We start from the raw sequence: 24136 nt of genomic DNA, 5'->3' as shown, positions 1-24136 counted from the left end.
ACACATACCCCTGGGGGGTACGTGGGCAGCGCCGACGCCAGAATCGACGTATCGGCCTATATGCTCTGCTCTCGTCATCGCGGGTCATGGGGGTTTCGTGTTGTTTCGGCGTAATGCAGTACTTGCTGCCCTGGCGGGGTTCGCGCTCGCCGCTGTGTCCGTTCCCGCTCCAGCGCTGGCCGACCGCGGCGCGGTCGACCAGTTCAACCGGACGACCAGCCTGGACATCCCACGTGAGGGCCGCAACGTGCTGGTGGTGGAGAAGTCGCTGGATCTCGCCGCCGGTGAGGCGCGGCACCTGCGCGGCCGGCTGGAGGCGGTCAGCTCCACGACCGGAACGGTGGCCATGAACGCCACCCTCATCTGCAACGACCAGGCCGGGACGAAGGTCGGCTCGTCCGCCACCTCGTCGCGGAACCACGAAGGCTCCGACGCGAGTTACAAGGACACCGGCCACCTGCCGCTCTACGTCGACATGCTGTTCGTCGCGCCGGCGGCCGGAACGTACCTCTGCGGCCTCTACGGCCTGACCGACGTGTCCAACGCGACGGACTACCACCTCGCCGTCGTCACGGGCGGCAAGACGTGGCTGCAGGTCAGCGCCGAGGACCAGCCCGGAGCGAACTGGTGGCGGGGCCCGGCCTGCAGCAGCAGCGGCGACTCGGTCAGCTGCACCTACCTCGGCACGAGCGCGAAGGCGGACACGTTCGTCTTCTACAACGACGGCTCGACCCCGGTGAAGTGGCGTCACGCGCCCGGCGCGACGGCGGTGCAGGCGCTCGCGAACGTCACGGTGACCACCTGCTACCAGGGCACCAAGTCGTGCGCCGGCGTGCCGGAGTCGGAGCGGCTGGCCCGTACCGCGACCAGCTCCTCCTCGGTGAGCTTCCGGATGGACGTCATCCAGTTGGACGCGGCCGGGTCGCACACGTGCCGACTCACCCAGACGACCCCGGTCACCAACAAGATCTCGGATGAGGCGCACCACTACGTCACGTACCTGTCCCTGCCGAGCGTGCCGGTCGACAGCTCATGTGGTGACCAGTTCCTGCTCCGGGTCTACGTCAAGCACCTCTCCGGGAGCCCGATCAAGATCGATGGCCAGCAGAGCACCTCGCTGACCAACGGGATCATGATGAATCTCTGAACCGGTCAGCCGTGAATGGGGGCGGTGAGAGCGGTGAGGGGGAGACCGCTGCCGCCCCAGGACAGGGCGATGATCTCGGAGGCGACCGCGACGGCGGTCTCCTCCGGGGTGCGGGCGCCCAGGTCGAGGCCGATCGGGGCGCGCAGCCGGGCCAGGGCGGACTCCGGGACGCCGGCCTCTCGCAGCCGTTCGACGCGGTCGGCGCAGGTGCGGCGGCTGCCCATCGCGCCGATGTACGCGGCCGGGGTGCGCAGGGCGACCTCCAGCAGCGGGATGTCGAACTTCGGGTCGTGCGTCAGCACGCAGAGAACCGTGCGCGCGTCGACTTCGGTCGACGCGAGGTAGCGGTGCGGCCACTGGACGATCACCTCGTCTGCCTCCGGGAAGCGGGCCGGGGTGGCGAACACCGGGCGCGCGTCACAGACGGTGACCCGGTAGCCGAGGAACCTGCCGATCCGGGCGACCGCCGCCGCGAAGTCGATGGCGCCGAAGACGATCATGCGGGGCGGGGTGGCGTAGGTCTGGACGAAGATCTCGCGGTCGCAGGCCCGGACCATCGCCGTCCGCCCCTGCGCCAGCAGGCCCGCGGCCCGCAGCGCCGCGATCCGATCCAGGTCGGCGTCCCCCAGGGTCCCGACGATCTCCGGTACGCCCGCGGCAGTGCGCACGATCAACTGCGCACCCGGAACGGACGCCGTCGCCACCGGCCGCCCGGCCGTGATGTCGGCGAGCAGATCGTCGATCCCGGCCAGCGCCGAGTCCGGCTGGACCAGCACCTCGACCGTCCCACCGCAGGTCAGTCCCACGTCGAACGCGTCACCGTCGCTCACGCCGTACGTCAGCGATCGGGGTTTTCCGGTCTTGATGGTCTCCTCGGCCGCCGCGTGGACCGCACCCTCGACGCACCCGCCGGAGACGCTGCCCAGCACCTCGCCGAGCGAGTTGACCGCCATCGCGGCCCCCGGCTGCCGCGGTGCGGATCGCCAGGTGTGCACCACGGTCGCCACCGCGAAGGTCAGCCCGGCGGCGCGCCAACCGGCCAGGCCGTCCACGATGTCGCGCATTCCGGAACGGTCCTGGACGCCGTAACAATCGTCAACGGCGGATTAAGAGATGGCTTAGGACACTGTTGACAGTGGACGGCGGGCGCGCGAGATTCGTCCGAACTCAGGGCGGTCTCATGGGGAGGCGCAGCGTGCAGGTACCGGCGCCGTTCGAGTATGAACGTGCCACCAGCGTGGATCAGGCCATCGGACTGCTGGAACGACTGGGCGGTTCGGCGCGGCTCGTGGCGGGCGGGCACAGCCTGCTGCCGATGATGAAGCTGCGGCTGGCGAACTTCGAGTATCTGATCGACATCAACGACCTGCACGCCGAGCTGGGCTACATCCGGTTCGAGGGCGCGGAGGTGCGGATCGGCGCACTGACCCGGCACCGTGAGCTGCTGGAGTCGGACGAACTGGCCGCGGTCTTCCCGATCTTCCGCGACGCGGAGCGGGTGATCGCCGATCCGATCGTGCGCAACCGTGGCACCCTGGGCGGTTCGCTCTGCCAGGCCGACCCGTCCGAGGATCTCTCCGCGGTCTGCACCACGCTCGACGCGAGTTGCGTGATCCGCGGGCCGGGCGGCGCGCAGCGGGTGGTCTCGATGGAGCAGTTCCACGTCGGGCCGTACGAGACGGCGGTCGCGGAGAACGAGATCCTCACCGAGATCCGGTTCCCGTTCAAGCCGGACCTGTGCGGCAGCGCGTACGCGAAGGTGGAACGCCGCGCCGGTGACTGGGCGGTCGTCTCGGCCGGTTCCGCGGTCTGGATCGGCGGGGACGGGACGATCGTGGACGCCCGGGTGGGCCTGGCCGCGGTCGGCCCGAACACCACCGGCATCCCGGAGATCTCCGCCGCGCTGCGCGGCCGGGAGCCCAGCGAGGAACTCTACGAGACCGCCGGTGCGATCGCCGCGCACAGCTGCGAACCGGTCACCGACCAGCGGGGCAGCGCCGACTACAAGCGCCACCTGGCGAACGAGCTCACCAGGCGGACCCTGCGCAGGGCCGTCGAACGGACGAGGGGCTGAGGCGATGCGGGTCACCATGATCGTCAACGGTGTCGAGGTCGCCCGGGAGATCGAGGGCCGGCTGCTGCTGGTGCACTTCCTGCGGGACACGCTCGGGCTGACCGGCACCCACTGGGGCTGTGACACCAGCAACTGCGGGACCTGCGTGGTGTGGCTGGACGGGGAGCCGGTGAAGTCGTGCACGGTGCTCGCGGCGATGGCCGGCGGCCACGAGGTGCGTACCGTCGAAGATCTCGCGAACGGCGCCGAGCTGGACCCGGTCCAGGAAGGGTTTCGGCAGTGCCACGGCTTGCAGTGCGGGTTCTGCACGCCGGGGATGCTGATGACCTGCCGCGCCCTGCTGGACCGTAACCCGGACCCGAGCGAGGAGGAGATCCGCGAGGCGATCTCCGGGCAGATCTGCCGGTGTACGGGGTACTCGACGATTGTCCGTTCGGTGAAGTGGGCGGCGGCCAACTCATGACGACCACCAATGACCAGAAGCCCATCGGGTACGGCCGGATGCTCCGTAAAGAGGATCCGCGCTTTCTGCGGGGACGCGGCCGCTACACCGACGACGTCCAGCTCCCGGGCATGCTGCACCTCGCCATCCTGCGTTCCCCCTTCGCCCACGCGAGGATCGTGAGTGTCGACACCAGCGCGGCCGAGGCTCTCCCGGGCGTCAAGGCGGTGGTCACCGGCGCCAAGCTCGCGGAGCTGGGTCTCGCCTGGATGCCGACCCTGTCCAACGACGTCCAGGCCGTGCTGGCCACCGACAAGGTCCGCTTCCAGGGCCAGGAGGTGGCCTTCGTCGTCGCCGAGGACCGTTACCAGGCCCGCGACGCGCTCGAGCTGATCGACGTCGAGTACGACGTCCTCGACCCGGTCATCGACGTTCGCAAGGCCCTCGCCCCGGACGCCCCGCTGATCCGCGACGACCTTCAGGGCAAGACGAACAACCACGTCTTCGACTGGGAGACCGGCGACGCCGACGAGACCGAACGGGTCTTCGCGTCCGCGGACGTCGTCGTCCAGCAGGACATCGTCTACCCGCGCGTGCACCCCGCCCCGATGGAGACGTGCGGGGCGGTCGCCGACTTCGACCCGGTCGAGGGCCGGCTCAAGCTCTGGTCGACCACCCAGGCCCCGCACGCGCACCGGACGCTCTACGCGATCGTGGCCGGCCTTCCCGAGCACAAGATCCAGGTGATCTCGCCGGACCTCGGCGGCGGCTTCGGCAACAAGGTGCCGATCTACCCCGGGTACGTCTGCGCGATCGTCGGCTCCATCGTCACCGGCAAACCGGTGAAGTGGATGGAGGACCGCTCGGAGAACCTGGTCAGCACCGGGTTCGCGCGCGACTACATCATGCGCGGCGAGATCGCCGCGACGCGCGACGGAAGGATCCTGGCCATCCGTACGAACGTGCTGGCCGACCATGGCGCGTTCAACGGCACGGCCGCGCCGGTGAAGTACCCGGCCGGCTTCTTCGGGGTCTTCACCGGCAGTTACGACCTCCAGGCCGCGTACTGCAAGATGACCGCGGTCTACACCAACAAGGCGCCCGGCGGGGTGGCCTACGCCTGTTCGTTCCGCATCACCGAGGCCGTCTACCTGGTCGAACGGATCGTCGACTGCCTCGCCGACGAGCTCGGCATGGACCCGGCGGAACTGCGGCTGAAGAACTTCATCAGGCCCGAGCAGTTCCCTTACACCACGAAGACCGGCTGGGTGTACGACTCCGGCGACTACGAGCCCACCATGCGCCTGGCCATGGACCTGGCCGGATACGGCGAGCTGCGCCGCGAGCAGGCCGAGAAGCGCGCCCGTGGCGAGCTGATGGGCATCGGAATCGCGTTCTTCACCGAGGCGGTCGGCGCCGGGCCCCGCAAGGACATGGACATCCTCGGCCTGGGCATGGCCGACGGCTGTGAGCTGCGGGTGCATCCGACCGGAAAGGCCGTCGTGCGGCTGTCGGTGCAGACCCAGGGGCAGGGGCACGAGACCACGTTCGCGCAGATCGTCGCGGAGGAGTTGGGCATCCCGCCGGACGACATCGACGTGCTGCACGGCGACACCGACAACACGCCGTTCGGGCTGGGGACGTATGGCAGCCGCTCCACCCCGGTCTCCGGCGCGGCCGCCGCCCTGGTGGCCCGCAAGGTCCGCGACAAGGCCCAGTTGATCGCCTCCGCGATGCTCGAGGTCACCGTCGCCGATCTGGAGTGGATCAAAGGGAGCTTCCAAGTCAAGGGCGACCCCGGTAGGGCGGTGACGATCCAGGAGATCGCCATGCGCGCGCACGGGGCCGGTGACCTGCCGGACGGCCTGGAAGGGGCGCTCGAGGCCCAGATCTGTTACAACCCGTCGAATCTGACGTACCCGCACGGGGCGTACATCTGCGTCGTCGACATCGACCCGGGCACCGCCGAGGTGAAGGTGCGCCGGTTCATCGCGGTCGACGACTGCGGCACCCGGATCAATCCGATGATCATCGAGGGGCAGGTGCACGGTGGCCTCACCGACGGCGTCGGCATGGCGCTGATGGAGATGATCGCGTTCGACGAGGACGGCAACTGCCTCGGCGCGTCCCTGATGGACTACCTGATCCCGACCGCCCTGGAGGTTCCCGACTGGGAGACCGGGTTCACCGTCACGCCCTCACCGCACCATCCGATCGGTGCGAAGGGCGTGGGGGAGTCGGCCACCGTCGGCTCGCCGCCGGCGATCGTCAACGCGGTGATGGACGCGCTCAAGCCGTACGGCGTCCGGCACGCCGACATGCCACTCACCCCGTCCCGCGTCTGGGAGGCCATGCGGGGCCGCTCGACGCCGCCGATCTGATGCTCTCCGAACGCGCTTCCGAGCTGGTCGCGGCGCGGCGACCGTTCGTGCACGCCACGGTCGTCCGGGCCCAGGAACCCACCTCGGCCCGGGCCGGCGACGACGCGGTCATCCTCGCCGACGGCTCGATCGAGGGTTTCGTCGGCGGGGTCTGCACCGAGACCTCCGTTCGTGTGGCGGCCCTCGACGCCCTCGAGGACGGCAACAGTCTGCTGCTCAGGGTGCTGCCGGAGGACGCTGAGACCTTCCCGGAGACGCCCGGCGCCCGCATCGCCATCAACCCGTGTCATTCCGGAGGGGCCGTGGAGATCTTCCTGCAGCCGGTCCTTCCGCGCCCCCTGGTCGCGGTTCAGGGATCGACTCCCATCGGTACGGCGATTCGCGAGCTCGCCGCATTCCTCGACTTCGAGGTGGCCGCGGCCGGGTTCGGCGGTGTGACCGCGGCGGTCGTCGCCGGGCTCGGGCGGGACGAGGAGGCGGCCCTGCGCGGCGCTCTCGACGCGGGGGTGCCGTACATCGCGTTGATCGCCAGCCGCAGGCGCGGGGCGGTGGTGCTCGACGCGATGGGGCTCACCGATCCGGAGCGCGCCCGGATCCGGACCCATCCAGGACTGGACATCAGCGCGCGAACCCCGAAGGAGATCGCGCTCTCCGTTCTCGCCGAGATCGTCCGGGAGATGCGGACCGGTGGCCTGGCCGCCCCCGAGTCCCCGGCCGCTGGTCCCTCCGTACCGCTGGAGATGGCGGCTCCGAGGCAGGGTGTGGACCCGATCTGCGGCATGACCGTGGTGATCGGCCCGGAGACTCCGCACGCCGTGGTCGCCGGCGCCGACTACTGGTACTGCTGCCCCGGCTGCCTGAAGAAGCACACGGCGGCCTGATGGCTCCGGTCTCCGCGCTGGTCCTGGCGGCGGGCGGCGCCCGGCGGCTCGGCGAGGCCAAACAGCTGCTGCCGTTCCGCGGGCGGACCCTGCTCGACGCGACGCTGGACACCGCGCGTGCCTGCGGCTGCGCGGAGCTCCTGGTCACCCTGGGCGGTTCGGCCGCGGAGATTCGCGCCACGGTGGACCTTTCCGGCGTACGGGTGATCGAGAACCCGGACTTCGCAACCGGCTGCGGTTCGTCGATCCGGTCGGCCGTGCCGTTCGTGACCACCGATCGCCTGCTACTCCTGCTGGGCGACCAGCCCCGGGTCCGGCCGTCCGACGCCCGCCGGGTCGCCGCGGTGGACACGCCGATCGGGGTGTGCCGGTACTCCGAGGGGCTCGGGCATCCGTTCCTGTTCCAGCGATCGGTCTTCCCCGAGCTGGCCGGGCTGCACGGCGACAAGGCGGTGTGGAAGCTGTTGCACTCCGGCCGTTTCGCGGTGACCGAGGTGCCGGTCGACGGGCCGGTGCCGATCGACGTCGACACTCGCGAGGACTACCGGCGCCTGCTGGCACAGGACGCCTCGTGAACTCGTTCGACGACGTCCGCGCCCGGCTCGACACGGTCGATTACCTGGTCGACGACGGCCTGGCGATGGCCGTCTTCCTGGCCGTGCGGCTGGGGAAGCCGCTGCTGCTCGAAGGTGAACCCGGGGTCGGGAAGACGGCCGCGGCCAAGGCCCTCGCTCGCGCTCTGGACACCCCGCTGATCCGGCTCCAGTGCTACGAGGGACTGACCGCTTCCGAGGCGCTCTACGAGTGGAACTACCAGCGGCAACTCCTCGCGATCCGGTTGGCCGAGGCGGACGGGAGCCGCCTCGGCGACGCCGATCTGTTCACCGCCGACTTCCTGCAGGAGCGGGCGATCCTCCGGGCGGTCCGGTATTCCGGGCCGCGCCCACCGGTGCTGCTGATCGACGAGATCGACCGTGCGGACGACGAGTTCGAGGCGCTGCTCTTCGAGTTCCTCGGGGAGGCGGCGATCACGATCCCGGAGCTGGGGACGTTCGTGGCCACGCGCCCGCCGGTCGTGGTGCTGACCTCGAACCACAGCCGGGATCTGCACGACGCGCTGCGCCGGCGGTGCCTCTACCACTGGATCGAGTTCCCCGGCCCGGCGCGGGTGGCGGCCATCGTGCGGCGGGCGGTGCCGGGAGCGGCCGAGCCGCTGATCCGGGACACCACCGAGTTCGTCGGCCGGGTTCGCGCGCTCGATCTGGAGAAGGCTCCCGGCCTGGCCGAGACGATCGACTGGGTTTCCGCGCTGGCCGCGCTCGGCGTCACCGACCTGGTCGAGCCGCTGGTCCCGCAGACCGTCGGCACGATAGCCAAGACCCCGGCCGACCGCCGCGCCGTCGTCGCAGCCCTCCCGTCCGCAGCTCCTCCTGGAGGTCAACCGTGAAGATCACGAACGAGTTCACCGTGCACACCTCCATCGACCGGGCCTGGGAGGTGCTGACCGACCTCGCCGGTATCGCGCCCTGTCTGCCGGGCGCCCAGCTCACCGGCGTCGAGGGCGACGACTACAAGGGCAAGGTGAAGGTCAAGGTTGGCCCGGTGATCTCCGAGTTCACCGGCACGGCCCGCTTCACGTCGAAGGACGGCGACGCCTACCGCGCGGTGATCGACGCCAAGGGCCGGGACCCGCGGTCCGCGGGCAACGCGGCCGCCGTGGTCACCGCGGTTCTGACCCCGGAGGGCGAATCGACCCGGGTGAGCGTCGACACGGACCTGCGGATCACCGGCAAGCTGGCCCAGTTCGGCAGCGGCATGATCAAGGAGGTCTCCGCGAGGCTGCTGACCCAGTTCGCCACCAACCTCGAAGCCAAACTCGCCGCCGACCTCCCCTCCCCGGAGCCGCCGGCCGCCGAACCTCCCGCTCCCGTCGCGCTCCCGGCCGTCCCCGATGCCGAGCCGCTCGACCTCCTCGCGGTGGCCGGCGGCTCGGTCTACAAGCGCCTCATTCCGGTGGCCGTCGTCGCGGCCGTGGTCGTGGCCGTCGTCATCTGGCTGGTCGCCCGCCGCTGACCAGCCGACTTCGAGGAAGTGAGGGACGATTCTGAGCGGGAAGGACGGTGGCAATCGGCTGCTGCGCGGAGTGGACCGGGCCGCTTTCGCGGTGGCCCTCGTGGACCGGTGCCGGCGGGCCGGGCTGTCGGCCGGCCTGACCGAGACCGGCGATCTCATCCGTGCGCTGAGCGTCGTCTCGGCCGGCTCACGGGAGGAGATCTACTGGAGCGCCCGGGTGACCCTGGTGCGCCGGCAGGCTGATCTGGTCGCTTTCGAGAGAGTGTTCGCCGGCGTGTTCGACGACGACGTGCCGCTGTCGCTGACCCGGGACGCCGATCCGGCCGCCCGGCCCGAGGACGACGTTCAGCTCCCGCTTCCCGGCGCGACCTCCAGGAGCGGCACGAACGGCGGGCTTCCGTGGGCCACCCTGCCGCCGCCGGTCGCGGCCCGTGATGAGCCTGGGGACGATGCTCCCGCCGTACCGGAGATGCTCCCTGCTGCCCTCGCCGCGCTCGCCGATCGGCCTTTCGACGAACTCGACGCCGCGCAGCTCGAAGCTCTCGCCCGGACCCTGGCCGCCGAGCTGGAGTACTGGCCCCGCCGCCGCAGTCGCCGCCGTGCGATCGACGCCCGTGGCCGCCGCGTCTCGTTGCGGCACACCATCGCCCAGGCGCGCCGCACCGCGTTCGAGCCGGTCACCCTGATCCGGGAACGACCGGTCCGCCGCCCGCGCCGGGCCGTGCTGCTCTGCGACGTGAGCGGTTCGATGCGTGCGCAGACCGCCGCGTACCTGCACCTGATGCGCGTGTTCGCCACGGTCACCGCAGCCGAGGTGTTCGCGTTCGCGACGACCCTGACCCGGCTGACCCCGGCCCTGCGGCATCCGTCGGCGCGGGAGGCGATCGCGCACGCGTCGGAGGCGGTGACCGACAGGTTCAGCGGCACCCGGATCGCCTCGAACATCGCCGCGCTGCTGGACTCGCCGCACGGGAACACCCTGCGTGGCGCCCTGGTCCTGATCGCCTCGGACGGCTGGGACAGCGACCCGCCCGAGCGGATGGCCGCCGCGATGGCTCGCCTGCGGCGCAGGGCACACCGGGTCATCTGGCTCAATCCCCGGGCCGGCGCCCACGGCTTCGCCCCGAAGGTCGCCGGGATGTCCGCGGCCCTGCCGTTCTGCGATCGGATGCTGCCGGCCGCGACCTTCGGCGACCTTGTCACCGCCGTTCGCGTCCTGCTCGCGCCCCTCGTCAGCTCCAGAGCGTGACGTGCACCGAGGGCCGGAATCGCCCCTTGTTCACCCCGGCCCCGCGCATCATCGCCTGCAACGCCCGCGGAGTGGTCGCGAACCGCGCCAACTCGGCGGCCGCCGCCGGCGCGCCGTGATCGGCCAGCGTGAACGCGTGCCACACCTCGTCGACCGCGGTGTACGGCCCACCGAACTGCACCAGCCGCCCCTGCCGGACCTCCGGAGCCACAGTGAACGAGAGCGCCGCCGCCACGCCCCGCCCCCGCCTCGCCTCCTCGAGCGCGGCCGCGTGGCTCTGGAAGATCTGTTGCCGGCTGTCGGGCACCGCGAGCCGCCGCAGCAGCATCCGGATCGCGCCACCGTCAGCCGCCGCGGACGGCCCGAGCAGCCAGGTCTGTTCCCGCAGCTGCCCGGCCGACGGCTGGGTGCCGGCGAGCGGATGATCCGGGCCGGCGACCAGCACCGTCCGGTAGTTCATCACCGGCCGCCCGCTGACAGCGGGATCCGGAACGGCCGGCGCCGGCCCGATCGCGATGTCGATGGCCCGCGTCTGCAGCAGCGCGGCGAACGTGGCCGGGCTCCGCACGCTCAACTCCACGTCCAGGTCGGCGGCCCGCCCGGCGAACAGCTCGATCAGCCCGGGCGCGGCGTGCTCGGCGAACAGGCTGGACGCGCCGACCCGCAACAGCCGCCGCCCGCGCCCGGCCGTGCTCACCTCGAGAACCGTGATGTCCTGCAGGCCGAGCAGCTCGGCGGCCCGGCTGGCCAGACGCAGCCCGCCCGGGGTGAAGGCCAGGCCGGACGCCGTGCGGGAGAAGAGCTGGTCACCCAGCTCCCTGCGGAGTTGTCCGATGTGGAGTGAGATGGCCGCCTCGGAGACCTCGAGCTGAGCAGCGGCCAGCTTCACCGAGCCGAGTCGGACGACGGCGGAGTACGCGCGTAACTGGGTGGGGGTCACGAACCGTCATCCCTTGTGGAGTGACCGAAGCTGTCCCGAATCTAGCGCACATGCCGGCTGATCCCGGCATGCCGACAGGGGGCTTCAGAAATCAGCACTGACAGTGCATGATCTCGGCATGTCGACATTTCGATCCGGCGATGGCGTGGAGATCTTCTACGAGATCTGGGAGAACGAGTCCGAGCTGCCGCCGGTGCTGCTGCACCACGGCTTCATCGCGGACGGGCGGACCAACTGGGTGCTGCCCGGGGTGGTCGGCGCGCTGACCGGCGCCGGCCGACGGGTGGTGGCGATCGACGCGCGCGGCCACGGCCGCTCCGGCAAGCCGCACGACCCGGCCGTCTACGGCGAGTCCCGGATGGCCGGCGACGTGATCACCCTGCTCGACCTGCTCGGGATCACCGAGGTCGACCTGGTGGGGTACTCGATGGGCGCGATCGTCGCGCTGCTCACCGCCGCCCGTGACCCGCGGATCCGGCGCCTGGTGGTCGGCGGGGTGGGTGCCGGGGTGGTCGAGCTGGGCGGCCTGGACACCCGGGTGATCGGCGGGGACCGGTTGCTGCACGCCCTGCGCACCGACGACCGGTCCACGATCACCGATCCCGCGGCGGCGGGCTTCCGGGCGTTCGTCGAGGCGGTCGGTGGGGACCGGCTCGCGCTGGCCGCGCAGGCCGCCGCCGTGCACGCCGCGCCGATCCCGCTGGAGTCGATCAAGGCGCCGACACTGGTGCTCGCCGGCGCCGAGGATCCGCTGGCCGTCCGGCCCGAGGTCCTCGCGCGGGCGATCCCGGGCGCGGTGCTGCGCACCGTGCCCGGGGACCACCTGTCGGCGCTGCGCGATCCGGGATTCGTCCCGGCGCTGACCGGTTTCCTGAACTGAGTTCAGCGCGCGGCGACCGGCTCCGGTGACTCGGCGATCGCCGCGCGCTCGCGACCGGCGGCGCCGGCGAGCAGGACGAAGACCGTGGCGAGGACCGCGGTGACGGCGAAGGCGGTGAAGCCCCACCCCTGGTTGCCGGCGGCGACCAGCTGGCCGCCCAGCCAGGGGCCGAAGACGGCGCCGAAGCGGCCGATGCCGGCGACCGAGCCGACCGCGGTGGCCCGGCTCTCCGTGCGGTAGCGGGCGGTGACCGCGGCGTACACCATGGTCTGCGCGCTGAACAGGAAGAAGCCGGCCAGGAAGACGATGAGGAAGGTGACCGCGAGCGGGGTGTGCGCGCCGAGCAGGTAGATGCCGACGGCGGTGCACGCGAACCAGGCGGCCGCGACCGGGACCGCGCCGAACCGGTCGGCGATCCGGCCGGCGGCCAGCATGCCGAAGACACCGCCGAGGTTGATCACGATCAGGAAGGCGAGTGACGAGCCGAGGTTGTAGCCCTGGGCGCGCATCATCGTCGGTAGCCAGGTGTTCACGCCGTAGACCAGGAGCAGGCCGCCGAACGAGGTGACCCAGAAGAGCAGGGTCGGCTTCCAGCGGCCCTCGCGGAACAGGTCGGCGATGCCGTCCAGCCGGTTGCCCCGGGCCGGCTCGGCGGCGGGAACCTCGACGTCGTAGCGGCCGGCGAGGGCGCGGGCCTCGTCGGTGCGGCCGCGGGCGACCAGGAAGCTCAGCGACTCGGGCAGGAACCTCGCGATCAGCGGGACGGCGATGAACAGCGGGAGCACGCCGACCCAGTACGCCGAGCGCCAGCCGTGGTTGTCGAGCAGCCACAGGCCGAGGCTGCCGGCGACGATGCCCCCGACCTGGTGTGCGGTCATCAGGGAGCCGATAGGACGACGAGCCAGCAGATGGCGACGACCAGTCCGGCGAGCCGGTTACCGCGTGTCTTGCCTGTGGCGGTGGAGGGCATCGGGGGGTTTTCCTCTCGGAAACGCTGCGGGGGAGTGGTGCGCGTCACCGGATCGTGCTTGTTGTTCGCATGATTGTCAACAATAAGTTCCAGGCATCTGTCCAGCTCGTGTCGTATCGATACCCAGACATGGGTAGGATTGTTGACAATCCTAGTGAGCCCTGCCATCACATTGGGGGATTTCCGGCCCGATGCCCGATTCGGGATCCTGATGCGGTGGCGCGTTTACTGATCTGGCTCTCCGGTGCGGACGAGGACACTCTGGCGCGCAGCCCGCGGGAGCGGCGCAAGTTCTCCGGTCTCGGCGGCGTAGTGCTCACCACCGCCTGCATGGCCGCGATCTCCGCGGCCTTCGCGCTGCACAACGGTGCGCGGGCGCCGCTCTGGGCGGCCGTCGCGGTGGCCCTGCTCTGGGGCCTGGCGATCGCCAACCTCGACCGGTGGCTGGTGGCCGCCGCGTCCCGCCGGGACCGGTGGTGGCAGAACCTCGCCACCCTGCTCCCCCGGCTGGTGCTGGCCCTCGTGATCGGGGCGGTGGTCTCCACCCCGCTGGTGCTCTGGATCTTCCAGCGTGAGATCCAGGCCCAGCTCACCGTCGACCAGCAGGCCGACCGCAACCGCTTCGAGGCGGCGCTGCGGACGGACAACCGGTTCGCGCCGATCCCGGCGCTCGAGCAGGAGGTCGACCGGTTGCAGCGGGTGGCCGCCGGCATCGAGGTCGACGACCTGGTCGGCAAGGACCCGGCCGTCGCGCAGGCGAAGGCGGTCTTCGATCAGCTCGACAAGAAGTGGGCCAAGGCCGAAGCCGACGCCCTCTGCGAGAACGACGGCACCTGCGGCAGCATGAAGAAGGGCGGCGGGTCCGCCTACCAGACCAAGCTCAAGTACGCCCAGGAGCTGCGCGCTCAGCGAGGCGCGGCCGCCAAGAAGCTCGAGCAGGCCAGAAACGCGGCCCAGGCCCGGCAGAAGCAGGCCAGCGTCGGCCAGCAGGCGAACGCCCGCGGCGAACTACCCGAGAAGCAGGCCGAGCTCGCCCGGCTCAAGTCGCTCAAGGCCGCCGAGGAGGACCGCTACCTGGTCGACAGCCGCAACAGCCGGGGGCTGCTGGCGCAGATCGAGGCGCTCAGCGAGATCACCGAGCGGAACGCGACGCTGAAGACGGCGTACCTGACCCTGCTGCTGTTCATCACGGCCGTCGAGATCCTGCCGGTGCTGACCAAGTTCCTGCTGAACATCGGGCCGGCCTCGGCGTACGACCAGATCCTCGCCACCGCCGAGAAGGCCGACGTGGAGTTCGCCAAGAGCTCCCTGAAGGCCGAGCAGGAGCGGCGGGAGAAGGAGTTCGCCGAGCGGTCCCGACGCGAGGCCGTGATCGGTGCTGAGCTGCGTGACCGGGAGCTGAACCGGTGGCGGGCCAGCGAGCTGCGGCGGTTCCGGGGGCAGGGGGAGGCCCGCCCGGCCCGGACCACCCGGTGGCTGCCCCTGTCGAGAAACCGCTCCGAGCAGCCCGCGCCGGCCGGCTACAACGACTGGCCCGACGACGAGCTGGGCGGGCGGCCCGCCCCGGTCGGTCCGGCCGACGGCGGCGACTGGGACGAGGCCGGCCGCGTCGGCTGGCGGTTCCGTCAGGACTGACCGGGCATCGGACGGCCGGCCCCGGTCCCCGGCGGGCCGTGCCGACGCTGCCCGGAACGCCCCGGCTCGGAGTGCCCGTCGATCGCGGGCAGCCGGTATCGCCGTTGCTCGGGGTGCTCGTCGATCGCCGGCAGCCGGTAGGGCCCCTGATCGGGGTGTCCGCCGGTCTCCGACGGCCCGGTGCGCCCGAGCTCGGAGCGATCACCGGTGCTCGGCGCGAGGATCAGCAGGACGAGCACCGCCACCAGCGTGGCCGCGCCGACCAGGATGAGCGCGAGCGGGTTGTATCTCCGCCGCTTCGGCGTCGCGGGCCGGGCCGGCTCCGGCACACCGGTCAGCCGGGTCTTCAGGCCCTGGAGCCGCCGGGCGCTGCGGCGATCGGTGGTCCGTTTGGAGAGCGCCTCGATCAGCGCTTCCGCCTCTTGCGGCGGAAGCGCCCGCAACTCCGGGGCGATCTCCTCGATCAGCTCGACCGGTCTGCGGACCAGGTGCAGCTCCTCGAGGGCGGCCGAGGTGATCCGGTGGTGCCGGTTGAGCTCCTCGATGATCAGGTCCTTCCGGACCGGGAAGAGCCCGGGCGCGTCGTCCACGGTCAGGCCCAGCGATTTCAGCCAGCCCCGGGCGGCGAAGAGATCCGGGTACGACGCCCACGGCCGCTCCCGTTCCCGCCACCGTTCGGCGTGCCGCAGGAGGTCGTCGCGGTCACAGGCGTCGGTCAGCAACTCGGCGAGCCGCCGCAGCCAGTCCGCCGAGCCCGGCTTGCCGGCGGTCGGCAGCCCGAGCAGGTTCTCCGGCGACCCGTCCTGGGCTTGGACCAGGCCCAGCGTCAGCTCACGGCTGAGCACCGGATCGCTCTCGGCCCGCAGATGGCGGACGGCGGCCGCCGGGTTGTCCCGGGCCCACTCCCGGACCAGGGACCGGTGATTGTCCCGCAGCGCGATCCGGCCCTGCCGCGCGTGCAGCATGCCCGGCACCTCCTCCTGCCGGACCGGCTGGGGAGAGTAACGGGATTGCAGGATCAGCTCGTGCAGGCTCACGTCGCCACGCCGGCGCTGCGGCAGGCAACGGCCGTGAGCGGCGACGTCGACGAGGTCGTCGAACCCGGCCTCGGCCGCCCGGTCGTCGAGGAACCGCGCGACCTGCCCCTTCGTGACGGGGCCCGCGGCGAAGACCTGTTCGACGGCGCGCCCGAGCTCCGGCTCCCAGCCGTTGAACTCGGCCGGCCATCGGCCGGAGACCACCCGGGATGTGGCCGGGCCGGGCGGCTGGAGCAGGCACGTGGACCAGGAGAAGAGGCGGGCGTCGCGCTCCGGCAGGACGCCGAGGATCCGCTGGATGACCCAGGCGGTGTCCGCGGGCGACGTGCCGATCGGGATCACCGGCCGCCGGAGGAGGACACCGCCCAGCACCACGCTCAGCAGCCCGGTCGGCGGGTCCTCGGCCGGCGGCTCGTGCGGCCCGGCCACCTCGGCCATGCCGGTCTCCCAGCTCTCGTAGGCGTCCATACCGGGCGGTGCGAACCCGAACCGGCTGGTCCCGGCCACCCCGAACGGGCCGCGCCGGCCCTGGACCACAAAACACCACGTCCGCCGGTCACCGAGAGGCACCCGGCGCAGCGTCCAGATCGGATGCTCGCCGGTCCGCCGGATGCCCTCCGGCGGCTGGCCCAGGTCCTCGTGCAGCATCGCCTCGGCCGCCGCCCAGTGGGCCGGGGAGGCGCCGCCGGAGCTCCTGCCCTGCGGGCTGAAGCCGGTGCCGGACACGTCCGCCCACTCCACGATCTCCATCCGGCCGCTCATCGCGCCACCTCCGCTGCGCTCCGGCGTCGCAATGAGCTGGTGACTATGCTTATGGATTCGCTCGCAAGCTTGCTCATCGCGCCACCTCCGCTGCGCTCCGGCGTCGCAATGAGCTGGTGACTGTGCTTTTGGATTCGCTCGCAAGCTCGCTCATCGCGCCACCTCCGCTGCGCTCCGGCGTCGCAATGAGCTGGTGACTGTGCTTTTGGATTCGCTCGCAAGCTCGCTCATCGGCGTGCCCTTCTCAGCACGGCCAGCAGCAGATGGGTGAGCCCGGCGGCCCGTTCGCCGATCGGCGGGAAGCTCTGGTCGGGGTCGAGCGGCTCCAGTTGTTCGTCGTTGCGGGCGACCGGGACGGTGGTCAGCGGCGAGCAGAGGAAGTAGCGCATCACCAGCCACGGCTCCTGGTGCATGCTGTTCAGCGCGGCGCCCTGGCCGAGGGCGAAGGAGAGACCGCAGCCGACCGCGGACATGACCAGGTCGCGCAGCAGGATCTGGTCGCCGGTGCCTGGCCGCCGGGCCGAGTCGAGGTGCTCGTCGAGCGACGGGACCCGGAGCGACTGCGGGTGCTCGGCCATGCTGGCGGCCGGGATGGTCACCTGGCTCTCCCCGCCATCGTGGACCAGGGCCCAGAACTCCTTCTCCGCCGAGTAGTGTCCGAGCAGGCCGTGGGCGACCTGCTCGATCCGGCGCCGCCGCCCGGACTCCGGTGCGTGCCGCGCCCCCTGGAGGTAGCCGAGCAGCCGGGCGGCGCCCTCGTCCGGCCGCAGCCGCCCGGCCGACCACTGGTTCAGGGTGAACCCCAGGAAGGTCGCGGCGCCGTTCAGCACCTCGCCGGCCGAGCCCAGGCTCTCCAGGGTGCAGCCCTTCTTGAGCGCGGCGTGGATCAGGTCGCACTTGCTGATCGTCACCAGGATCTGGAGCGGCCGTCCCTCGGCGTCGGCGATCGGCCCGTCGATGACGGTGATCCGCCGGCCGATGCCGTTCTGGATCGCCTCCCGGTTGACCCGGACCGTGTCGGCGCTGGCCTTGTCGACGGTGCCGGGCCGCAGGTTCCCGCCGAGCTGGAGCGACTCGTCGATGTCGGGATCCTTCACCTTCCGCATCCAGCGAGCCGCACCGGCGGCGACCGCCGGGTCGAGCACCCAGATCAGCGCGTCGAACGAGCGCAGCATCCGGGCCTCGCGCCGGTCCGCGCTCTGCTCGGTGAACAGCTCGCCGGGCAGGTCCGCGATGCCGGTCCAGGTGCGGTGGCCGCCGCTGTCGGTGCGCAGCACCAGCGGCTGCCGGAAGCCCTCGCCCCACTTGCCGGCCAGCTGGCCGCCGTCCAGCACGGTCCGCCGGACCAGTTCCTGGATCGCTCGCAGCGCCATCGGGAACCGGCGCTGCATGATGCCGTGCGGGTAGGCGGCGCTCTTCTTGGTGTCGCTGGTCGGGGCGATCGCCGTCCCGTCCTTGCGGGTCAGGTTGTACTGGTCGATCCAGGTCCGGGTCGGCAGCGCCTCCAGCGGGGCCAGCTCCCGCGACCGGATCCGGCCCGGGTCCCGCTCGGCATGCCAGTAACCGCGCTGGTCCAGGCTCTGGTTGAGGGTCCGCACCAGCAGGTACGTCTTCCCGCTCGCCGGTGACCCGACGGTGGCCACCACGTTGAAATCGTCGACCCGCTGCCGTACGTCCCGGTGGCGCTGCGTTCCACTGTGGAAGGCCGGGGTCGCGTCCGGGAAGATGTGCCCGTCGCCGCAGAGCAGGTAGACGTAGTCCACCGAGTGCGGGTTGAACGGCGGCGCCGTGGACTCGGCCGGTGGGTAGTTCCCGGCCAGCATCGTGACCCGCCAGCCGGGCTCGCGCTGCCCGCCCGAGTCGTCCACCTCCAGGCGGAACGACGGCGAGTGCACGTACCGGCCGGTCTCGGAGTCCAGCGGTGGCTCGGTGTCGCCCAGGGCCGAGCCGCAGACCGGGCAGTGCGTCCCGAACCGCCGGGCCACGTCGTCGTGGGGCGTCCTGCCGTTCACGACAGCGCCCGGATGGTCACGAAGGAGACCAGGGCGCCGAGTCCGCCCACGATCACGCCGAGGGTCGTACCCCAGCGGCGGCCCTCTCCGGCGGCGACCGCGAGATAGCGGGCCACCGCCTCTCGTACCTCGGCCAATTCGTCGTCCTCCCGGGCCTCCGGGCCGGTGTCCAGCCACCGGCCGAATTTGTGCTGGTACGGCCCGAAGGTGTCCTCCGGGTGCCCGCAGCGCTCGGCGACCCGGCGCCGCAGGGCGGCCCGGAGCCGGCTGATCAGCTCGATCACGCGGCTACCGCCCGATCACGAAGGCGCCGAGCGCGACCAGCACCGCGCTTCCGGTCAGGCCCGCGCCCCAGCGCCACGCCGCCAGGCGGAACTGGCTGGCCGCGGCCGCCTGCGCGCCCCGCGCGACGGCCGAGTAGGCCAGCCGTACCCGCTGATTGCGGCCCGCGGGATGGGCCTGGGCCGCCGCCCGGACCCGCTCCACCTCGGCGTCGGTCACCAGCCACGGGGCCGGGGTGCCGCGCCGCGCGGCGGACCGCACCGGATCAACGCATCGCGCCTCGGCCTCCCGCACCCGGTTCAGCCAGTCGGCCGCCCACGGGTCGGGATGCTCCAGGGCGATCTGCCCCCGCGGCCCGGTCCCGAACGGCTCGGCGAGCAGTTCGCGCAGTGGCCGCCAGCGCTCGTCCGGCCAGAGCGCGGCGAGCGCCTGGTCGACCCGTTCGCCGCTGTCGACGATCCGGCCCCCGTAACGGTCCTCCGGATCGGGGGCGAGCAGCACCCGGTCCACCCACTCACGGCCGGCGAGCGCGCTGAGCACCACGGTCAGGAAGCCGAACCGGTCCTGGGCGTAGAACAGGCCCGCCGACGGCTCGTGCCCGGGGCGCAGGCGCAGCTGCCGGAGCCCGCGGTACTCGTACAGCTGGGAGGTGCGCAGGGTCTGTGGGGGCGGTTCGGCCCGGGTGGCCGCGTCCGTGTCGATCAGCACGTAGTCGGTGCGGCCGGCGTAGGTGCACCGGCAGACGTTGTCCGGCTTGATGTCGCAGTGCGCCCAGCCGTGTGAGTGCAGGTGGTCGAGGCCGGCGGCGAGCGTCAGGAACGGCTCCAGATGCTCGGTGGCCGGATGCGGGTTGGTGTCCTCCCAGCGCAGCGGGTCGATCTGCGGCGAGACCGCGAAGAGGATCTCCTCGGGCCGGGCCCGGTCGCCCAGCCAGGCCGGGAGATGCTGCCGCAGGCGGGCCACGATCTGGTCGAGGGGCACCCCCAGCCGGGTGGTGACCACATTGGCCATCTCCTCCAGCTGCCCGTCGCCGCGGACCACCTGGACCGGCACCACCGCCCAGGGCGGCTCGATCGCCTGGCGCCGCTGCGGCGCCGGCAGATAGCTGTTGACCCGTTGCAGCGCGGCCGCCTGCCGGTGCAGGTGCTCGCGCAGCGCCGAGGCTTCCTCGCCGTTCGCGCAGCGGTAGATCTTGACGTGCCAGTCGCGCCAGCCGTCGCGCTCGTTCGAGGCCGTGGTGAAGATGACCTCGGCGTCGATCCGGACCAGCTGGCCGGCCGGCCCGCCGTGGTCCGGGACCACCGCGAACTCGACCGCTTTCGGCTGCCCGGAGACGGGCGGCGCCACGGTGAGACGAGCGCGCCGCGGGGACCCTTCCAGCTCGATCGTCAGTGAACGGGAATCGGGGTCAGACATGTTGTCCCTCCCAATCGACGCGGTAGCGGAGCACGGTGACGGAGTCGGGATCGCGGTACTCGATCTCGCCGGCGGCGGCGGCGACGAGCGAGCGGCCCAGGGGCAGGTCGACGCCGTCCACCCGGATTCCGTAGCGCGGTCGTTGCGTGGAGCGGGCGAAGTCGAGCCGGCCCTGGTGGTTGCGCACCAGCAGCAGCGGACCGCGGGGCAACCAGGCGGCGTACTCGGGCAGCGGCAGCGCCTCGGGCCCGGGCCGCTGCCCGGGCAGGCGGCCCAGGGCCAGCCAGCGGGCCGCGGCGCCGATCCGGCAGGGCCAGACGAAATCCCGGTCGTAGCACAGGGTGAGTACGGCGGCGGCGCCATGTTCCCGGCCGTGGTCCTCGCGGGCCGGGGTGGCGGAGTGCCGGAAGCCGAAGCGGTGTCCCGGCTCCCCGACGCCGGCCTTGACCGGGAACTCGAGCGAGTCCACCCGAGCGCCCGGCAGCAGGTTGCGCACATGGTCGTGGGCCGCCCGGTGGATCCACTCCACGGTCTCCCGGGACAGCGTCCCGGTGGTGATCACCGTGATCGACAAGCGCAGCTCGCGAGGGTCCCGTCCGGTCGCGCTGAGCTGATTGCAGTAGGACTCGACCGCCTCGCGGAAGGCGTTCCGGACGGTTCGTTCGTGCATCACCGGCCTCCGATCCAGGTGCTCAGCGCGGCGAGGGTCCGCCGCGTCCGGGCGTCGGCCGCCGCCCGGTCCGGTGTCTCGACCACGACCGCGAAGGCGACCGTCCCGGACTCCGCGTAGCCCGCCGTCCAGTGGCAGTTCCCGGCCTCCGTGGTGTAGCGCCGCAGCCCGTCGCCGGGCTGGAAGGACGCCCGCAGGCGTTCGGCGGTCCCCGGCGAGAAGGCGGTCACCGCCGGCCGGTCCGGCACGGCCTCGGTGCCACCGGTGGCCGGGTGGGTCACGCCGTCGACGAGGCCCGGATGCACGGCGCGACCGTCGGCCGCCACGGCTCCCGCGATCACCGCGAAGGCCAGGGGCGTGCCGCGGGAGCCGTCGCGCCCCGGCGGGTCCGGCAGACAGGAGGCGACACTGCCGGCCAGCCGGGGCACCGTCCACCGGTCCGGCCCGCCGCAGTCGCCCACCCCCAGCCCGAGCAGTTCTGCCTGTTCGCCGGGGTCACGCCCCTCCGCCTCGGCGGCCCGCAGCACCAGATCCGCGGCCCCGTCGAACGGGTACGCCTGCCCCAGCGCCCGATCGCTACCCGCCGGTTCCGGCACGGTGTACGACCATCGCCAGCACTCGCGCTGCCCCGCACCGTCCCGTGACCGCCGCACGCAGGCCGGGTCGGCCGCCGAGTCGTCGACCCGCCCGTCCGGTCCGGGCCGCACGTAGTGCCGGTGCTCCCGGCCGAAGCGTTCGGCCTGCCGGCGGTTCACCTTGGGCGGCTTGCCGCTTCCCGGGCCACCCGCGCTGGCGAGCACCCGGCCGTCGGCGGGGTCGAGGACCACGACCGCGGCCGGCTCCGGGCCGCTCACCGTCCCGGCCAGGACGTGCTGGAGGCCGGGGTCGAGGGTGAGCGCCAGCCCGCCGTCCACCCGGTCGCGTTCCGGCGGCAGCAGCCGGCGGCTGAGCCGGGCGCCGGCCGAGTAGCCGATCAGGTCCGGGTAGGTGCGCTCGATCAGACCGGTCGGCCCGCCGGGCACGTTGGTCAGGCCGGCGAGGTCGGCGCCGGCCAATCCGGACAGCGCTTCGGGGTGCTCCGGTTCCCACTCGCCGGTGGTCCGGTCCAGGGCGAGCCGCCCGCCGCCGGGGAAGGTCACCGCGATCCGGGTGCGGGCCAGGGCGATGCGGTCGGTGGAGCAGACCTTCGGATCGGGTGGCTGGGTGACCATGGCGGACCGTTCGGCCGGGCGGGGAGGGCAGAGTGGACGGTCCTGCCGGTAGATCCGCGGCCCGGTGAGCCCGCCGAGACCCGGGGCGGCGTACGGCACCAGGGTCAGCACCGTCACGATCCCGGCCAGGCTGCCGACCAGCATCGTCGTGCTCACCACCCGCCGGGGCGCTGGGACCGCCGGCTCCGACCGGCGGGCGCCGGCCAGCACGACCGCGATCCCGATCAGCAGGGCGAGGGTGGACTGGCCGCCGCGCGACAGCAACGGCGCCGGGATACCGGTGTGCGGGATGGCGTTCGCCGTGGTCGCGAGGACGAACAGGTACTGACCCACGATCATCGCGCCCAGCCCGGCCGCGAAGAGCCGCAGCCGCTCGCTGTGTTCCGCCGCCCGGACGAGCCCCGCGGCGAGGACCATGACCAGCAATCCCACGCCGATCACCACGAACCCGCCGAGCTTGTTCCAGACGACCGCCAGCACGAAGTCGGTCGGTCCGGCCGCGACCGCCCCGGAGACCCGGTCGCGCAGGCCGCGACCCCAGAGTCCGCCGTCGGCGGTGGCCGAGATGGCCTGCGCCACCTGGGACTCCTCGCTCTCCGCGTCGGCGGCCAGCGAGCGCAGGCAGGGCACCCGGTTCGCCGGGACCGCGGCGCGCAGCTCCGGCGTGGCCGGTACGACCGCGCAGGCCGAGCTCCAGCGGAACCGCCACGGGTCGCTCCACACCCGGCCGCGCTCGCCCACGTAGTCGGTCGCGAAGAGCGTCACCGCGCCCCCGATCAGCAGCACGGCGACGCCGATGAACAGCCGGTACGCCACCACCAGGCGCACCCCGGGCGCGGCCGGCTCGTCGCCGATCCGGTCGGAATCCAGGTTGTGCCGGGTCGCGCACCAGGTGACCCCCATGGTGACCAGCGCGGCCGGCACGATGGTGCCGAAGTCGTGCCGCAGCCCGCTGGCGATCGCGACCACGCCGAAGAGGGCGACCGGCAGCAACAGGAAGCGGCTCGTCCGATAGCTCGCCACCAGCGCCGGCCGCCGCAGCATCCCGCCGGAGGCCTGGCGGATCTGCCGCAGCGCGCGGAGCAGGTGGACGTCCCGGAAGCGGTAGCTGTCCCGGGCGACCAGGACGGCCAGGGCGCCGCAGAGCAGCACCTTGCCGTACTCCGGTGTGGCCACCGGACCGAACTTCAGCGCCGCGCCGCCGCCCGCGAGCAGCGGCAGCAGGAACGGCACCGCCACCACCGCCATGATCAGGGCGGGGTGCTGGGCTAACCGGCGTCGCCTTCGGCTCGCGGGCATTGCGCCCTTGGCGGCCGATGTCGAGAGGCCCGAAAACGACCACGCTTCGCTAGCCGTTTTCGGGCCTCTCGACATCGGCGGGCGCAATGCGTGGGTGGCCCGGTCGGGGTGCTGCCGCGGTGGATGCCGGGGCGGGACCCAGCGCGGCGCCCAGCGGAGCAGCACGATTACGGCCAGCAGGCCGAGCAGCGGCTGGAGCAGCACCGACCAGGCCGCGCCCAGGCTCTCCGCGGTCAGCGACTTCGCGAACGAGACCTGTGGCTTCGGCACCACCACCAGCCGGACCGCGAGCAGCAGCCCGAGTTCGAGCAGGAGCGTGCCGGCCACCAGGACCGCCAGCACCGGCCCGCGGATCCCACCGCGGTCGTCGCAGCGGGTCAGCCGCCGTCCCTGGTGGCCGATCAGGAACGTCACCGCCGCGACGGCCGGCACCAAGAGCGCGTAGGCCGCCCCGGTCAGGAAGAACGGCACCGCGACCAGCACGTGCGGCACCCAGAGGAACAGGCCCCCGGTCCGGGAGAGCGCCGGCACACGCAGCCGGGGGCGGAACAGCAGGCCGCCCGCGGCGACGGCGGCCCAGGTGAGGCCGGCGAGAACACAGAGGCCGTCGCGCGCCGGTCCGGCCAGTAGATCCGTGAGAATGAGCCCGACACCTCCGTCAAAGGTTCACGACGGCCGGTTGTTTTCAGGCTCTCAGGATATCGGTGGAAAAAGCGCGGTTAACGCTCGCGAGTGACCACCGATCGGCTATTAGTTCACGATTTCCCGAACGCGA

Annotated in this window: 20 protein-coding genes; 11 read left to right on the top strand and 9 right to left on the bottom strand. The window is 72.2% G+C overall.

The window, feature by feature from the left end; genetic code table 11:
• Positions 1 to 154: 154 nt before the first annotated feature.
• Positions 155 to 1147 (top strand): hypothetical protein, encoded by a 993-nt coding sequence (locus tag CHC09_RS19450; protein WP_143232428.1) that lies wholly within the window; start codon positions 155 to 157, stop codon positions 1145 to 1147.
• A gap of 5 nt (positions 1148 to 1152) precedes the next feature.
• On the opposite strand, the gene CHC09_RS19445 is transcribed toward CHC09_RS19450, so the two are convergent.
• Complete coding sequence (locus CHC09_RS19445) at positions 1153 to 2211, bottom strand: XdhC family protein (RefSeq protein ID WP_089294546.1); 1059 nt, start codon at positions 2209 to 2211, stop codon at positions 1153 to 1155.
• A gap of 116 nt (positions 2212 to 2327) precedes the next feature.
• On the opposite strand from CHC09_RS19445, the gene CHC09_RS19440 reads away from it, so the two are divergent.
• The 8 genes from CHC09_RS19440 to CHC09_RS19405 all read left to right on the top strand — a co-directional run bounded on the left by CHC09_RS19440 (position 2328) and on the right by CHC09_RS19405 (position 10247).
• The gene (locus tag CHC09_RS19440; RefSeq protein WP_275407936.1) at positions 2328 to 3221 is read left to right on the top strand and encodes an FAD binding domain-containing protein; all 894 of its coding nucleotides are present in this window, start codon (positions 2328 to 2330) and stop codon (positions 3219 to 3221) included.
• 4 nt (positions 3222 to 3225) lie between these two features.
• Positions 3226 to 3684: a (2Fe-2S)-binding protein gene (locus tag CHC09_RS19435; RefSeq protein WP_089294544.1), complete on the top strand. Its 459-nt coding sequence runs from the start codon at positions 3226 to 3228 to the stop codon at positions 3682 to 3684.
• Positions 3681 to 6044 carry an aerobic carbon-monoxide dehydrogenase large subunit gene (locus tag CHC09_RS19430; RefSeq protein ID WP_089294597.1) on the top strand — a complete coding sequence of 788 codons (2364 nt, stop codon included), beginning with the start codon at positions 3681 to 3683 and terminating at the stop codon, positions 6042 to 6044. Before CHC09_RS19435 ends, CHC09_RS19430 begins: the two co-directional genes overlap by 4 nt.
• Positions 6044 to 6925, top strand: a complete 882-nt coding sequence (locus tag CHC09_RS19425; RefSeq protein WP_089294543.1) for an XdhC family protein — start codon at positions 6044 to 6046, stop codon at positions 6923 to 6925. The genes CHC09_RS19430 and CHC09_RS19425 overlap by 1 nt, the downstream gene beginning before the upstream one ends.
• Complete coding sequence (locus tag CHC09_RS19420; RefSeq protein WP_089294542.1) at positions 6925 to 7500, top strand: nucleotidyltransferase family protein; 576 nt, start codon at positions 6925 to 6927, stop codon at positions 7498 to 7500. Before CHC09_RS19425 ends, CHC09_RS19420 begins: the two co-directional genes overlap by 1 nt.
• Positions 7497 to 8372, top strand: coding sequence for an AAA family ATPase (locus CHC09_RS19415; RefSeq protein ID WP_179277175.1), 876 nt, complete (start codon positions 7497 to 7499; stop codon positions 8370 to 8372). The genes CHC09_RS19420 and CHC09_RS19415 overlap by 4 nt, the downstream gene beginning before the upstream one ends.
• Complete coding sequence (locus tag CHC09_RS19410) at positions 8369 to 8998, top strand: SRPBCC family protein (RefSeq protein WP_089294541.1); 630 nt, start codon at positions 8369 to 8371, stop codon at positions 8996 to 8998. The genes CHC09_RS19415 and CHC09_RS19410 overlap by 4 nt, the downstream gene beginning before the upstream one ends.
• A 70-nt stretch (positions 8999 to 9068) precedes the next feature.
• Positions 9069 to 10247: a vWA domain-containing protein gene (locus CHC09_RS19405; RefSeq protein WP_089294540.1), complete on the top strand. Its 1179-nt coding sequence runs from the start codon at positions 9069 to 9071 to the stop codon at positions 10245 to 10247.
• Here the strand turns inward: CHC09_RS19405 and CHC09_RS19400 are convergent.
• A complete protein-coding gene (locus CHC09_RS19400; RefSeq protein ID WP_089294539.1) occupies positions 10231 to 11187 on the bottom strand; it encodes a LysR family transcriptional regulator in 957 nt (318 codons plus the stop codon). The genes CHC09_RS19405 and CHC09_RS19400 overlap by 17 nt on opposite strands.
• A gap of 118 nt (positions 11188 to 11305) precedes the next feature.
• Between CHC09_RS19400 and CHC09_RS19395 the strand changes: the two genes are divergently transcribed.
• The gene (locus CHC09_RS19395; RefSeq protein ID WP_089294538.1) at positions 11306 to 12067 is read left to right on the top strand and encodes an alpha/beta fold hydrolase; all 762 of its coding nucleotides are present in this window, start codon (positions 11306 to 11308) and stop codon (positions 12065 to 12067) included.
• A gap of 2 nt (positions 12068 to 12069) precedes the next feature.
• On the opposite strand, the gene CHC09_RS19390 is transcribed toward CHC09_RS19395, so the two are convergent.
• Complete coding sequence (locus CHC09_RS19390; protein WP_089294537.1) at positions 12070 to 12945, bottom strand: MFS transporter; 876 nt, start codon at positions 12943 to 12945, stop codon at positions 12070 to 12072.
• A gap of 308 nt (positions 12946 to 13253) precedes the next feature.
• Here CHC09_RS19390 and CHC09_RS19385 point away from each other — a divergent pair, with 308 nt between their 5' ends.
• Positions 13254 to 14672, top strand: coding sequence for a DUF4407 domain-containing protein (locus CHC09_RS19385; RefSeq protein WP_179277174.1), 1419 nt, complete (start codon positions 13254 to 13256; stop codon positions 14670 to 14672).
• Here the strand turns inward: CHC09_RS19385 and CHC09_RS19380 are convergent.
• The 6 genes from CHC09_RS19380 to CHC09_RS19355 form a co-directional block, all read right to left on the bottom strand.
• The gene (locus CHC09_RS19380) at positions 14663 to 16471 is read right to left on the bottom strand and encodes a hypothetical protein (protein ID WP_089294535.1); all 1809 of its coding nucleotides are present in this window, start codon (positions 16469 to 16471) and stop codon (positions 14663 to 14665) included. The genes CHC09_RS19385 and CHC09_RS19380 overlap by 10 nt on opposite strands.
• 227 nt (positions 16472 to 16698) lie before the next feature.
• A complete protein-coding gene (locus CHC09_RS19375) occupies positions 16699 to 18483 on the bottom strand; it encodes a hypothetical protein (protein ID WP_143232427.1) in 1785 nt (594 codons plus the stop codon).
• Complete coding sequence (locus CHC09_RS19370; protein ID WP_089294533.1) at positions 18480 to 18767, bottom strand: hypothetical protein; 288 nt, start codon at positions 18765 to 18767, stop codon at positions 18480 to 18482. Before CHC09_RS19370 ends, CHC09_RS19375 begins: the two co-directional genes overlap by 4 nt.
• 4 nt (positions 18768 to 18771) lie before the next feature.
• Entirely contained in the window at positions 18772 to 20181 is a 1410-nt protein-coding gene (locus CHC09_RS19365) for a protein kinase family protein (RefSeq protein WP_143232426.1), read from the bottom strand.
• Positions 20174 to 20851, bottom strand: a complete 678-nt coding sequence (locus CHC09_RS19360) for a hypothetical protein (protein WP_089294531.1) — start codon at positions 20849 to 20851, stop codon at positions 20174 to 20176. The genes CHC09_RS19365 and CHC09_RS19360 overlap by 8 nt, the downstream gene beginning before the upstream one ends.
• On the bottom strand, positions 20851 to 23892 hold the full coding sequence (locus CHC09_RS19355) for an FtsW/RodA/SpoVE family cell cycle protein (protein WP_089294530.1): 3042 nt from the start codon (positions 23890 to 23892) through the stop codon (positions 20851 to 20853). The genes CHC09_RS19360 and CHC09_RS19355 overlap by 1 nt, the downstream gene beginning before the upstream one ends.
• Positions 23893 to 24136 lie beyond the last annotated feature (244 nt).

Origin of the sequence: Actinoplanes regularis, assembly GCF_900188005.1 — a bacterium.
GTDB lineage: Bacteria > Actinomycetota > Actinomycetes > Mycobacteriales > Micromonosporaceae > Actinoplanes > Actinoplanes regularis.
The sequence above is the reverse complement of the archived record's forward strand: the minus strand, read 5'-3'. Positions and strand labels throughout refer to the sequence as shown.